At 36.1% G+C, this 13,680-nt stretch carries 15 protein-coding genes; 6 read left to right on the forward strand and 9 right to left on the reverse strand.

From position 1 onward, the window contains the following. Positions 1-120: 120 nt before the first annotated feature. Complete coding sequence (locus tag AO58_RS0102615; RefSeq protein ID WP_024980215.1) at positions 121-1,161, forward strand: cytochrome-c peroxidase; 1,041 nt, start codon at positions 121-123, stop codon at positions 1,159-1,161. 46 nt (positions 1,162-1,207) lie between these two features. Next, positions 1,208-2,170 carry a transporter family protein gene (locus tag AO58_RS0102620; RefSeq protein ID WP_024980216.1) on the forward strand — a complete coding sequence of 321 codons (963 nt, stop codon included), beginning with the start codon at positions 1,208-1,210 and terminating at the stop codon, positions 2,168-2,170. A gap of 307 nt (positions 2,171-2,477) precedes the next feature. On the opposite strand, the gene AO58_RS0102630 is transcribed toward AO58_RS0102620, so the two are convergent. From AO58_RS0102630 to AO58_RS0102640, 3 genes are read right to left on the reverse strand one after another with little or no spacing between them, the layout of a single operon-like run. Continuing rightward, positions 2,478-3,941 (reverse strand): aminoacyl-histidine dipeptidase, encoded by a 1,464-nt coding sequence (locus tag AO58_RS0102630; protein ID WP_024980217.1) that lies wholly within the window; start codon positions 3,939-3,941, stop codon positions 2,478-2,480. Positions 3,942-3,957: 16 nt separating this feature from the next. After that, on the reverse strand, positions 3,958-4,299 hold the full coding sequence (locus tag AO58_RS0102635) for a DUF5615 family PIN-like protein (protein ID WP_024980218.1): 342 nt from the start codon (positions 4,297-4,299) through the stop codon (positions 3,958-3,960). Next, on the reverse strand, positions 4,300-4,533 hold the full coding sequence (locus tag AO58_RS0102640) for a DUF433 domain-containing protein (protein ID WP_024980219.1): 234 nt from the start codon (positions 4,531-4,533) through the stop codon (positions 4,300-4,302). 84 nt (positions 4,534-4,617) lie between these two features. On the opposite strand from AO58_RS0102640, the gene AO58_RS0102645 reads away from it, so the two are divergent. From AO58_RS0102645 to AO58_RS0102655, 3 genes are all read left to right on the forward strand, one after another. Next, a complete protein-coding gene (locus tag AO58_RS0102645; RefSeq protein WP_024980220.1) occupies positions 4,618-5,700 on the forward strand; it encodes a DUF3810 domain-containing protein in 1,083 nt (360 codons plus the stop codon). A 192-nt stretch (positions 5,701-5,892) separates the two neighbouring features. Then, entirely contained in the window at positions 5,893-6,393 is a 501-nt protein-coding gene (locus AO58_RS0102650; protein ID WP_024980221.1) for an RNA polymerase sigma factor, read from the forward strand. Beyond that, a complete protein-coding gene (locus AO58_RS0102655) occupies positions 6,393-7,025 on the forward strand; it encodes a DUF8845 family protein (protein WP_024980222.1) in 633 nt (210 codons plus the stop codon). Before AO58_RS0102650 ends, AO58_RS0102655 begins: the two co-directional genes overlap by 1 nt. Before the next feature lie 35 nt (positions 7,026-7,060). Here the strand turns inward: AO58_RS0102655 and AO58_RS0102660 are convergent, their stop codons facing one another. Together AO58_RS0102660 and AO58_RS0102665 are read right to left on the reverse strand one after the other, a co-directional pair. Beyond that, a complete protein-coding gene (locus tag AO58_RS0102660; RefSeq protein ID WP_024980223.1) occupies positions 7,061-7,870 on the reverse strand; it encodes a lysophospholipid acyltransferase family protein in 810 nt (269 codons plus the stop codon). 110 nt (positions 7,871-7,980) lie between these two features. Further along, positions 7,981-8,628 (reverse strand): NUDIX hydrolase, encoded by a 648-nt coding sequence (locus AO58_RS0102665; protein ID WP_024980224.1) that lies wholly within the window; start codon positions 8,626-8,628, stop codon positions 7,981-7,983. Between the two features lie 86 nt (positions 8,629-8,714). On the opposite strand from AO58_RS0102665, the gene AO58_RS0102670 reads away from it, so the two are divergent. Further along, entirely contained in the window at positions 8,715-9,155 is a 441-nt protein-coding gene (locus AO58_RS0102670) for a DUF4268 domain-containing protein (RefSeq protein WP_024980225.1), read from the forward strand. A gap of 87 nt (positions 9,156-9,242) precedes the next feature. On the opposite strand, the gene AO58_RS16870 is transcribed toward AO58_RS0102670, so the two are convergent. The 4 genes from AO58_RS16870 to mnmA form a co-directional block, all read right to left on the reverse strand. Next, positions 9,243-9,644, reverse strand: coding sequence for a hypothetical protein (locus AO58_RS16870; RefSeq protein ID WP_035717258.1), 402 nt, complete (start codon positions 9,642-9,644; stop codon positions 9,243-9,245). Between the two features lie 22 nt (positions 9,645-9,666). Beyond that, positions 9,667-10,611, reverse strand: coding sequence for an NAD(P)H-dependent flavin oxidoreductase (locus AO58_RS0102680; RefSeq protein ID WP_024980226.1), 945 nt, complete (start codon positions 10,609-10,611; stop codon positions 9,667-9,669). 11 nt (positions 10,612-10,622) lie between these two features. Beyond that, positions 10,623-12,239 carry a S8 family serine peptidase gene (locus tag AO58_RS0102685; RefSeq protein ID WP_024980227.1) on the reverse strand — a complete coding sequence of 539 codons (1,617 nt, stop codon included), beginning with the start codon at positions 12,237-12,239 and terminating at the stop codon, positions 10,623-10,625. A gap of 236 nt (positions 12,240-12,475) precedes the next feature. Further along, a complete protein-coding gene (gene mnmA, locus AO58_RS0102690; protein ID WP_024980228.1) occupies positions 12,476-13,651 on the reverse strand; it encodes a tRNA 2-thiouridine(34) synthase MnmA in 1,176 nt (391 codons plus the stop codon). Positions 13,652-13,680 lie beyond the last annotated feature (29 nt).

A 13,680-nucleotide genomic window follows, 5' to 3' on the forward strand; every position in this document is an offset into this window, starting at 1 on the left:
CCAACATTTAGGATATTTTGGAAACATTCAAAAGGAAACTGCTTTCAATCGTTTTTTCACCAAAATCGCTAACCCAAGTTATCGCGATTCCCTTTTTAATAACAAAATGTACACATACAAATGAAAGCAAAATACCTATTGTTGTTCATTTTTCCTATTCTTTTGAGTTGTTCCAATGACAACGACGAAGACTATCAAAATGTACCCATCGACTTCAAAGTCCCATCCAACTTTCCTCCAGTTGCCTATAATTTTGCCAATAATCCATTGACAGAAAAAGGATTCGAATTAGGAAAAAAATTATTCTATGACGGACGATTGGCTTCAGACGGAATCGTTTCTTGTGGTTTTTGTCACGAACAAGAAACAGCGTTTACGCACCACGGACACACCGTAAGTCACGGAGTAGACGGTGCTGTAGGCACACGAAATACGCCTTCCATTCAAAATTTAGCCTATCAAACTACCTTTATGTTTGATGGCGCTACCAATCATTTGGACTTACAAGCCATCATTCCTTTTACCAGTCCAATAGAAATGAATGGCGATTTCAACAAAGCGCTTGCAATGATGAAAAATGACCCTGAATACCGAAAGTTATTCAAATCCGCTTTCACTGACGGATTAATTAATTCTGAAAATATGCTAAAAGCCTTGGGACAATTTATGGTAATGGTTACCTCAAGCAATTCAAAATTTGATAAATTCAGAAGAAATGAAGGAGGCATCACACTCAGCACAACCGAAAAAGAAGGTTATACTGTTTTTAATGCCAAATGTGCCTCTTGTCACGCTACAGATTTAATGACCGACCATTCTTTTAGAAACAATGGCCTACCCGTAAATCCAGCAGTAAACGATGTGGGACGTTACCGAGTGACAGAACTAGCCACCGATTTATACAAATTCAAAGTACCAAGTTTAAGAAACATCGAAAAAACAGCACCTTATATGCACGACGGACGCTTTGGTACACTAGAAGCCGTTTTAGATCATTATGCCAATGGAGTCGAAAACGCAACAACTTTGGATCCTATTTTAAAACAAAATGGAAAAATAGGCATCACACTTTCCGTTAAGGAGAAAGAACAACTTATTGCCTTCTTGAAAACATTAACCGATTACGAATACCTCACCGATAAACGATTCTCGGAATTTTAAAAAGTTAGTAAAAATTGTCAACACACATAAAAACAACCCATCAAGAATGAAAAAAATATTCCTATTACTTCTTATTTTATGCCATCAAATAGGATTTAGTGCAACGACAGAAGATCCAATCTCGGGATTTACCTTTCAAAAGATGCTCATAGAAAGCTATGACGATTTTTGTGATGCTTGCGGCTGTTCAGCAAGTGGCGGAAGTATGGGCTTCAGTTCTATGCTGAACTCTAATTTTGTTGGAATTCGGTATTTTTATCAAAGTTACGCTAGCCAAGACGGCATATTTGCTAATTCGCCTTGGGTAGACGAACACTTTAATACCCTTCAAATTTGGAGTAAAATTCCCATTACAGAGCAATTACAACTTTCGCTACTGGTTCCGTACCAATTTCACAACAGAGAGAGGACCACTGGCAACGAATCCATCAAAGGTTTGGGCGACATCACCCTTATGGGATTGTATACTATTTATAAAACACACAAAGACAGCACTCTTTTGATTCATAAATTACAGCTTGGAGGTGGGGTAAAAATGCCCACTGGGAAGTTTAACGAAACTAACAATGCTGGAAATATCAACCAAAGTTTTCAAGTCGGAACTGGGAGTTGGGATTTTTTATTAGCTACAGAATACATCCTTAAAAAAGGAAAATTAGGATTGCATACTATGGCCAATTATACCGTAAAAACAGAAAACAAAAAGCAATACCAATTTGGAAATCAGTTCAATTATGGCAGCACGCTGTTTTATTTATTTGATACTTCCGCTGTTCAATTTGTACCTCAATTAGGAATTGCGGGAGAAGTTTATGCTACCAATAAACAGTATGGGTTGAATTTACCTAATACTGCTGGAGATGTTTTGTTTAGCAAACTTGGTGTAGAACTAGGAAAAGACAATTTTTCTCTTGGAATTAATGCTATGCTCCCTATCAATCAACACTTGGCCAATAGTAAAATGGAAGCCAATTATCGTTGGAGTATTCACTTGAATTATAGTTTATAAAAAACATAACCATAATTACATTTACAAAAAATTTCTTTCCCAATCTCATTTTCAAACTAGGTTCTTCTTAATCTGTACTAACTGCACTAAATTAACCTACCTTTACTTGATTCACTAAAGAAAACAATTATGGCAAAAAGTCTAAATGCTAAAAAAACAGCAAAAAAAGAGCCGCTAAAAACGGCTAAGGAAAAGAAAGAAGAAAAACGAGATAAAAAAAATAGTCCCAAAAGGGACTAAACTAGTGTTCAGTTATCAGTTTATAGTGTTCAGCAATTCACTGAACACTATACAACTGAAAAACTAATTATTTCACAGGAATACTTGCTAAAATTTCTAAGAAGAATTTCCAGAATTTTTGAGAAGAAGGAATACTTGCTCTTTCGTCTGGCGAGTGGGCTCCGTGAATCGTTGGTCCAAAAGAAATCATATCCATTTCTGGATAATTGGTTCCTAAAATTCCACACTCTAATCCTGCGTGGCAAGCCACTACATTAGGTTTAGCATTGTTTTGTTTTTCATAAATACCAACCAACACATCCAAAATTTCAGATTTTGGATTAGGCGTCCATCCCGGATAAGCTCCAGAAAACTCTACTTCGCATCCCATCAATTCAAAGGCAGAACGCAAAGCATTCGCCAAATCCATTTTAGAGGACTCTACCGAAGAACGGGTCAAACATTGTACAGTTAACTGTCCTTCGCCTACCATTACTTTGGCAATATTGTTAGAAGTTTCTACTAAATTGTCAAAATCAGCACTCATACGATACACGCCGTTGTGCGCCGCATACATCGAACGTACAAAATAAAACTGCGCTATAGAAGGCATTACTTTGGCGGGAACCTCAGTTAATTTTTCAAAAACAATTTCTAGGTTAGGCTCAGTAGTTTTGAACTCCGCTTTAATCTCATTCACGATTTGTTGCATATCAAAAACAAAGGCTTCATCGTAAACTGCGGCAATAATCACTTTGGCAACACTCTCTCTCGGAATCGCATTACGCAAACTTCCTCCAGCAATTGACGCAATTTGTAATCCGAAGTTATCAAAGCCGTCAAACAACAAACGATTCATTATTTTATTGGCATTCCCCAACCCTTTATGAATATCCATACCCGAATGTCCGCCTTGCAAACCTTTTACGGTAATACTATAGCCAACAGAACCTTCTGGCGTATTCTCTTCGTCGTATTCGGCTGTAGCGGTTACATCGATACCACCTGCGCATCCAATGTCGATTTCGTCATCTTCTTCGGTGTCTAAATTCAATAATATTTGACCTTGTAAAATCCCGCCTTGCAGGTTCAGCGCCCCTGTCATTCCTGTTTCTTCATCAATAGTAAACAAGGCTTCAATAGCAGGATGTGGTATATCAGTACTTTCTAAAACAGCCATAATTGCAGCTACACCCAAACCGTTATCGGCTCCCAAAGTAGTTCCTTTAGCACGAACCCAGTCGCCATCAACATACATATCGATTCCTTGAGCTTCGAAATCAAAAACGGTATCATTGTTTTTTTGGTGTACCATATCCAAATGGCCTTGCAACACGATAGGCTTACGGTTTTCCATTCCTGGAGTAGCCGGTTTGCGAATGATTACGTTTCGGATGTCGTCTTCAAAGGTTTCCAACCCCAAACGATTCCCAAAATCTTTCATAAATTGAATCACTTGCTCCTCTTTTTTGGAAGGACGTGGTACGGCATTCAAATCAGTAAATTGATTCCAAAGTGCTTTAGGCTCTAAATTTCTTATTTCTTGACTCATTATTTTGTAGTGTTACTTATTCGATTCCCTCTATCCTATCTTTAAAAACATTGACTAATTTATGCCTAGCGTTCATTTCTACAACGCTATCCCAAACTTTACAAATGTTCTCGTGAAAATCTTTCATCTTCATATTCCCAAATCGGATATGAATTACTTTAGGAGGAGGATTGCTTAACATCATTTTATTGGAAAAATCAACATCTTTAGTAATTATAGTGAGGTTGTTTTCCTTTGCATATACCCAAATTTGTTCATCAAACCATTCATCGTTTATATTCTTTTGATGAATAAAATAATCCGAATTCCAAATGGAAAGGTGGTACGGTAGATTGACGTCTATTAAAAATTTTAACATTTAGGCAACCTCTTTAATAGTAAAATTCCTGTTCATTAATTCAGATGCAAATTTAAGACAGGCATCAATATCTTCGTTTTCGAGGCTTGGATATTGCAACAAAATTTCTTCTCTAGAATCTCCAGAACTCAAAAACCCAAGAATAGTATTAACGGTAATTCTCTTGTTTCTGATGGTAGGTTTTCCGTTGCAAATTCTATCGTCAATTGTAATTCTATCAGCAATAGTTTCCATAGTGAAGTATTTTAAGGTTCAAATTTACAAAAAAAGAAAGTGCACGACGGATTTAATCCTTATTTTTATACCAAAAGTCAAGCCTTGAAAAGAAAATACCTTTTACCGTTATTCCTCGTATTTCAGATTGTAGTACTAAAAATCATCCGATTTTTTCCAGAATCCATCGAACGTTGGTACAGCAATGGCCTCTATGTCTTTATCTCGAATAGTTTACGAATCAGTTTAGGGAAAGTTCCTTTTTCGTTGGGCGATGTTTTGTATGCTTTGCTAATTATTTGGGCAATTCGTTGGTTTTGGTTACTCAAAAAAAATAAGAAAAACCAAAGTGTAGCACCAAGACAAAAATGGAAAGAACTCTCGCTTTCTATTTTAAGTTTTTTATCGGTGGTTTATTTTCTTTTTCATTTGCTTTGGGGACTCAATTACTATAGAGAACCGCTGTATGAAAAAATGAAAATTGAAAGAGAATATTCAGATGCCGATTTGCTTCGTTTTACACAACAACTCATTGCCAAAACCAATGCGATTCAGTTAAAACTAATGAAAGACAAAAATCGTAAAGTAATTGTCCCTTATTCTAAATCTCAATTGTTTCAAATGAATGCGAATGGATACCAAAACTTGGCTCGAGAACATTCGATGTTTCAATACAGTAATTTAAGTATCAAGAAATCGCTTTTTAGTATTCCGCTGACGTATATGGGATTTGGTGGCTATTTGAATCCGTTTACCAATGAAGCGCAAGTGAATGGTTTGGGACCTTTGTACAGTTTTCCGATGACTGCGAATCACGAAATGGCGCATCAAATAGGTTTTGCCAGTGAAAGTGAATGCAATTTCATTGGCTTTTTGGCTTCGATAAAAAATAAAGATGCTTACATTCAATATTCGGGGTATAGTTTGGCCTTGCGCTATTGTTTGCGAAATTGGCAAGCACGTGATGAAAAAAAAGTGGCGCAATTTTTAAAAACGATTCATCCTGGAGTAGTAGCCAACTTTAAAGAAAGTGAAACCTTCTGGAAACAATACGACACTTTTATCGACAAAGGATTTCATATTTTTTACGACAACTTCCTAAAAATGAACCAACAAAAAGATGGAATGGAAGGCTACAGTAAATATGTGGATTTGATGGTTAATTATTTTAAGCAGCATTCGTTGTAACTCGTATTTCTTATGAAAACAAAACGCGTAAAATAGCCCCGATAGTAGTGAAAATCCTTTTATGGCAGTGTTTGCCATAAAAGATTGTAACGGATAGCGGGACGACTCGTTTTTGTACTCCTAAAAGTTGTGCTCCTACTAAAAAATATTTTTATTTGTAACAAAAATTAGTTTTGAACCACTAATGTTTATATGGCCGATAATTTAGAACAATCCTTTGTATCGCAATTGCAAGCAAACCAGAATATCATCCACAAGATTTGTAGGTTGTATACGTCTGGTGAGGATGCGCATAAGGATTTGTTTCAAGAAATTACCATTCAGTTATGGAAAGCTTTTCCAAAGTTTAGAGGCGACAGTAAGTTCTCTACTTGGGCATACAGAGTCGCTCTTAATACCGCCATTACGCTGTATCGAAAAGACAAAAGAGCAGTGACTACAACAGAATTTGAAGCAAGGCAACATTATACTCCAGAAGTTGAATATGACTATGAAGAGGAAGAACAATTAAAATTAATGTACCAAGCCGTTTACCAATTGAACGATATCGAAAAGGCATTAATTTTTATGTATCTTGAAGACAAAGATTATACTGAAATATCCGAAACATTGGGAATTAGCGAGGTCAACGCAAGAGTAAAAATGAATAGAATTAAAGGAAAATTAAAAAAAATACTAAATCCATTAGCCTAATGAAAGAACTGGATTTGTTAAAAAAAGATTGGCAAAAGAACGAAGCTTCTTTTGTACAAGTTAGTGAAAAGGACATTTACAACATGATTCATAGAAAATCTTCTTCAACTGTAAAGTGGATTTTGATATTGAGTATTTTGGAACTGGTTCTATGGTCACTCTTATCTATAGGTGTTAATATAGATGACTATTTCAAAAAAATGAAACACGAAGAATTCACATTGTATTTTAAGATGTATGATTATTTCGATTACTTTGTTTTATTGGTATTTATTTATCTATTTTATAAAAATTATCGCACTATAACTAGTACAGCATCTACCAAACAGCTGATGCTAGACATTATTAAAACTAGAAAAACGGTCAACTATTACGTATATTACAAATTGGTTCAAATAGTTTTAGCATTCTTCATTGGTTTTTATATTGCTTTCAAATACAATCCAGAAACGATTGAACTCACTAACAAAATTGGAAACAACATGACAATCACGATAGTTACATTCTTATTTTTAATACTTTTTGTCGCGCTATTTTTGGTCGTTTTTTGGTTCTTGTACCGAATTATATATGGACGATTATTGAAACGATTACTAGATAATTACAAAGAATTAAAGAAAATAGATTTATAAAAAAAGCGGTCAAAATTTTGACCGCTTTTTTTATATTAATATTCCCATTTTCTCAATTTGTTCAACTCGTTTTCCGCCTCTAACTCCTCTGCGGGTATTACTTTTAAGAACGATGGATGCTGTTCAATGGCATATTCAACTTTTTCTACAATTTCATCAATGGTTTCGTTTTCATAATCAATTTCGAGGGGCTCTTTGATGATAAACGATTGTAGGATGCCTTTCTTTTTTAATCGCAACCCTTTTTTGTCGAAAGAACGTCGAAAACCGTCAATCACAATGGGTACCACAATAGGTTTGTGTTCTTTAATGATATGAGCAGTGCCTTTTCGAACAGGCTTAAAAGATTTGGTCGTGCCTTGAGGAAAAGTAATCACCCAGCCATCGGCCAAAGCAATCTTTATATTCTCTGTATCATTAGGATTTACTTCTCTTTTTTCTGTCACATCTTTCCCTTTAGCTCTCCAAGTGCGTTCTACGGTTATCGCACCTACATAAGCCATAATTCTTGGAAGAATACCTGCTTTCATGGTCTCTTTGGCAGCTACATAATAAATATTCATTTTGGGTTGCCATAGATACCCCACATTAATAATACTATCATCTCGACCACTTAAACTAGCATTGAACACATGAAACATCGCCACAACATCGGCAAAATAGGTTTGATGATTGGAGATAAAAAGCACATTTTTATCGGGTAAATTGCGAATAATTTCAGAACCTTCAATTTGCAATTCATTAAAACCTCTATATCGTCGGTGGGTAATAACCCCAAAAATTCGAATTAACCATTTCTTGATAAAAAGAATGTGACCAAAAGGATTTCTCTTAAATAATCCCATTATACTTTATTTTTAAAATTGGAGTGCAAAGATACGACATATTTTCTTAACGTTTAGAAAACGCTAAACTTGCAATAAATTTACAATAAATCAAGAAAAACAGCGCTTATTTATGATTTTTTAAGCACAAAACACAAGACTTCTTTTAACTCACTCAGCATCATAGCTGTAGCTCCCCAAACGATATGGTCATTGATTTTGAATGCTGGAATTGCAATATCTGTAGCATAAGAAGTCGTCAGTTTCGTCTCATGTAAAAGCGCATCACTTAAAAAATCAGACAATGGCAATTCGATAACACTGGCTACTTCCTTGGAGTCTAAAGTAAATTGCAAAGGTTCTACGGCAATACCTAAATAAGGATGCACTAAAAAATTACTAGGCGGAATATACAAAGGAGAAAAAGGTCTGATTACTTCTACTTGCTCACGCGATACTCCAATTTCTTCTTCGGACTCTCTCAAAGCTGTAGTTTCGTATTCCACATCTTCATTTTCAAACTTACCACCAGGAAAAGCAATTTGAGCCGAATGAACGCCTTCATAAGAATTTCTTTCAATCAATACCAAATGCGTTTGCTCTTGTTTTGGGTACAACAACATCAAAACCGCAGCTTTTCGTGGATTTTTATCTGTATAACTAAACGCTTTCAACGATTCGATTCGTTCTTTTGGCGCCATTTTTATATGAGAAGCAAAAGCAGGAAGCGGAGCCTCAAGTATTTGAGGGATATATTGCTGAAAATCTTGAAAATTCATAGGTAAAACTTATTTTTGCAAGCATTCCAATAAATATACTATAGTTTTGTTTGGAATACAAACCAAACTTTCTAAATTCAATTCAAATGTACAGTAAAGCAGAAAATCAGCGGTTAAAACACGATTTTTGGGTAGGCTTCGCCGAGAAATACCCAAGAAAATGGGTGTTGTATGATACAAAAATTAAAGATTTCTCTTTTAAATTTTTTGCAGATAATAAAAAAGCACAAGTACTTATTGATATCGAGCACCGAAATGATGACTTACGTTCTCAATATTTCGAAAAACTAGAAGCTTTGAAAGGTATTTTGGAAGATGAATTCATCAAAGATTTGGTTTTTGAAAAAGACTACACTTTAGAAAATGGCAAAACCATCAGCCGCATATGGGTTGAAAAAAATGGGTACAGTATGAGTAATCGCAATCACTGGGACTACATTTTTGACTTTTTCTTCGAAAAAATGAATGCTTTAGAACTTTTCTATCTTGAATATGATGAGTTTATAAAAGATATTGAGAAAGGGTAAAGGGTTTGGTTTGTGGTTTATGGTTTGTGGTTTCTAAGCTAATTACTATTCACTAATGACTAATTACTATTCACTAATAACTAAGGACTAAATATTATACAAATAAATCCTATTCTCATAATTGATATACAATTGCTTGCGATTGCCTTGTTGTTTGCGAGTAATAATCATCAAAGTGCAGGCATCACCATTTTCGTCTTTGCATTCAAAAGAATAAATGATATCGGTTTTGTTTTCTTCAATTTCTGCATACGAAAGAATGTTGTACAATTGAAGCATTGGGGTATAGACCACAATTCGATGTTTAGAAGTATCTAACGTAATTGGGATATTGATTAAATCTAATTCGGACCAATCTCCCCATTTTCCTTTTTCATTTTTCTGTAGAACACTGTAACCCGAAGTTTGAAACTTATAGGTTTGAGCGTTTGACAGCTGAAAACAAAAAAACAGGACAAAAGACAAAAATAAAATAGTAGGTTTTGACATGGGGAGGCTTTTGGGGTTGGAGTTAAAACTGGAGTTGTCCGATTTCAATTTGGGCTTGCTTGAACTCGGCAATCATGGTATCAATAATTTCTTTTACAGGTTGAATTTCATTAATTAATCCCGCAATCTGACCAATTTCTAATTCGCCCTCGACCAAATCACCTTCAAACATCCCGCGTTTGGCTCGGGCTCTACCCAGCAAAGTAACTAACTCTTCTTTGGTAGGACATTTTGCATACAATTCTTGTACGTCATTGTAAAACTTATTTTTAACCAAACGAACAGGTGCTAATTCTTTTAATGTCAATTGGGTATCCCCTTCTTTTACATTCACAATTACTTCTTTAAAATTATCGTGAGCTGAAGATTCTACCGAAGCAGCAAAACGACTTCCCACCTGAACACCATCGGCGCCCAAAGCCATTGCCGCAAGCATTCCCCTTCCTGTGGCAATTCCACCAGCAGCAATCAACGGAATACTGATTTTTTGCTTCACCATCGGAATCAAAGTCAATGTCGTTGTTTCCTCTCGACCATTGTGTCCTCCAGCTTCAAAACCTTCGGCAACAACAGCATCTACTCCTGCATCTTGTGCTTTCAAAGCAAACACAGAACTACTCACCACATGCACCACTGTTATTCCTTTTTCTTTCAAAAAAGCGGTCCAAGTTTTGGGATTTCCAGCTGAAGTAAAAACGATTTTTACACCTTCTTCTACAATGATATTCATTATTTCTTCCACATTCGGATACAACATTGGAACATTCACGCCAAAAGGCTTATTAGTCGCTTTTTTGCATTTTTGAATGTGTTCCCTAAGTACGTCAGGATACATAGAACCAGCACCTATAATGCCTAATCCTCCCGCATTGCTAACGGCACTTGCCAATTTATAACCACTGTTCCAAATCATTCCTCCTTGAATAATTGGATATTGAATGCCAAAAAGCTGTATAACTGAATTCATTGAATTGTAAATTAATATTTGATGATTTTTCCTTGAGCTGAAAAATTTCCTCCTTGAATAGTGTACAAGTATACTCCATTCCACAAGGTTTCTACAGAAAAAGAAGGTGTTGATTTTGAAAAAGGCACCTCCATTATTTTTTGTCCTAATAAAGAATAAATTGTAAGCTGCACCTCTTCTACTGTTGAAGGTAAAGTCATACAAACCGTTCCCTTGCTAGGATTGGGGTACAACGAAAATGAAACATCTTGATTGTCTATTGTAACTAGAAGCCCTTTATTTACTGCCGCACTAAAATCCGGAATTCCATAACCTAGTTGTGGCGTTGGTGTAAAATATTTATCAGCAGATTGAATAATCAAATCTCTAATTTCTTTGTTGGTTTTATCGGGTAAAGCTTGCCATAAGCACGCCACCATTCCAGCCAAAATTGGACTCGAAAAAGAAGTTCCGTCGGCTGTACCAATATTTCCAAATTCATTAGAAACCACAGAAGATTTTCCTTGTGCCATAACTTCTGGCTTTACCCTACCATCAAAAGAAGGGCCAATTGAACTAAATACAGCTCTAGTTTTCGAAGCATTAACTGCACCTACCGTAAGAACAGAAACCGCATCTGCTGGTGCAGCAATATTGGGATTAGTTGTGTTCCCTGAGTTTCCTGCAGAAGCCACTACAAGCATTCCTCTACTAAAAGCAATTTCGGCTCCTCGACTAATAAATGCTGTAGCACCATTCATATCGGCATAAGTATAGCTATATTTAGAATTATCAAAATCAAAGTAGCCCAACGAACTATTAATGATATCTACACCCAAACTATCCGCTTTCTCTGCCGCTTCTACCCAAAGCGTCTCTTCAACAGGATTTTCTGAAGCATCATTTTCGGTAACAAAAAGATAGTAAGACGCATCTGGAGCCGTTCCGACCAAAGCTTGGTCTTGATTCCCTCCCATAGTCGAAAGCACTAATGTACCGTGATTGTCTCCAGTATAGTAATTCGTACTTCTGTTTACATAATTATAACCGCCCAAAATCTGATTATTATCTCTCAATTTTTTAAACGGTAATTGGGTATCCACGCCAGGAAAACCCGCATCTAAAACAGCAATGATTTTACCACTCCCCGTATAATTTTGCTGATGCAATAAATACCCATTCAACATCTGGATTTGATTGGCTGAAGCGCCATAATTATAAGTAATTGCGGTGTTGTATTTTTTTTGAACCTGCTGATTTTTTGACACAGCAGTTGTCTTTTCTGTCGCATTTAAGGACTTATCTGCGAAGCTAATTTTAGCAACAAAAGCTAAATTTTTTAAGGAAGTAATATCCGCTTGAGTACCGCGAACATGCAACGCATTCAACCATTTTGATTGCCCCATAACTGTAATTCCAGCGGACGCTTTTACAGCTTTTATATACGAAGCCGGAATGGGAACATCTTTACTGTCCAAAGCGATTTTTTGTCGCGTTCTTCTATCAATAGCGCGATGTGAGAGCATCAATTGAGGGTTGTCCAAATAGTTCTGAACATTGGTTTTATCCCCAAAATACACCCAAGCATCTTGTTGTGAAAAAACCAAAAAAGATTGGAATAAGAAAAATAAAAAAACTATTTTTTTCATGCCGAAATGTACTCAAAAAAACATCATGAATTATAATTTTAAGCGTTTTTAGGAGCACAAAATTTGGGATTTCATCACGTTTGGTCCCGCTGTCCTTCCTATCTTTTTATCCCGAAAAAGGATAAAAAGGATATTCCCTCCCATCGGGGCTAGGCGACACTATCTTTTTTTCAGAAGATTTTTTTATAGTTTTTACTTAAAACCAATCACTAAGGACTAAGGACTAAGAACTAAAACTAAGCTATAACCCCAGAACCTAACAACTCGTCCTCTTGGTACCAAGCCACAAATTGTCCTTCAGTAATAGCGGATTGTGGCTCGTCAAAAATCACATACATTCCTTTTTCTTCTTGATGCAACGTGGCTTTTTGCAACGGCTGACGGTAACGAATTCTAGCCATTACTTCTTTAGACTCACCCACTGACAAGGCTAAATCGGTGCGAATCCAATGCGTTTCAGAAGCATCAATAAACAATCCTCTTCTAAACAATCCCGGATGATTACTAGACAAACCTGTGTAAATTGTATTGGTCACCACATCAGTAGCGATAACAAACAAAGGCTCTGTAGTACCGCCAACGTTAAGTCCTTTTCGTTGACCCACCGTAAAATAATGAGCGCCTTGGTGTTTTCCAACTACCTTGCCCATATCTGGAGTATAAGTGATTTTATGAGACAAAGAAGCTAAAGTTTCAGCTTCATCTGTTGAAGTATAAATCGGATGATTTTTATCGATTTGTATAATTTGACCTTCTTTAGGTTGCAGTTTTTGTTGTAAAAACTCTGGCAAACGTACTTTACCAATAAAACAAAGTCCTTGAGAATCTTTTTTCTCTGCGGTAACCAATTCCATTTCAGTTGCTATTTCACGAACCTGAGGTTTCGTTAATGCTCCAATTGGAAACAAAGATTTAGCCAACTGTTCTTGCGACAATTGACATAAAAAGTACGATTGGTCTTTGTTAGTATCAGCACCTGCAATAAGGTGATACAACGGTTTCCCGTCTATTTCAGTAGTTCGCTTTTGGCAATAATGTCCAGTAGCCACATAATCTGCTCCTAAACTCAAAGCAATTTCTAAAAAAACAGCAAATTTAATTTCGCGATTACACAATACATCAGGATTTGGAGTACGTCCTTTCTCATATTCACTGAACATGTAATCCACAATTTTTTCTTGGTATTGTTCACTAAGGTCAACCGTTTGGAAAGGGATTCCTAATATTTCGGCTACCAACAAAGCATCGTTGCTATCTTCCAACCAAGGGCATTCGTTGGATATCGTTACAGAGTCATCGTGCCAATTTTTCATAAATAGCCCAATAACTTCATATCCTTCTTGTTGCAACAAATAAGCTGCAACACTAGAATCTACACCACCTGATAGACCAACAACCACTCTCTTTTTCATCAGAATCCTTTTTTAAAATAGGGTGCAAA

The sequence above is a fragment of the Flavobacterium succinicans LMG 10402 genome, from assembly GCF_000611675.1.
Lineage (GTDB): Bacteria > Bacteroidota > Bacteroidia > Flavobacteriales > Flavobacteriaceae > Flavobacterium > Flavobacterium succinicans.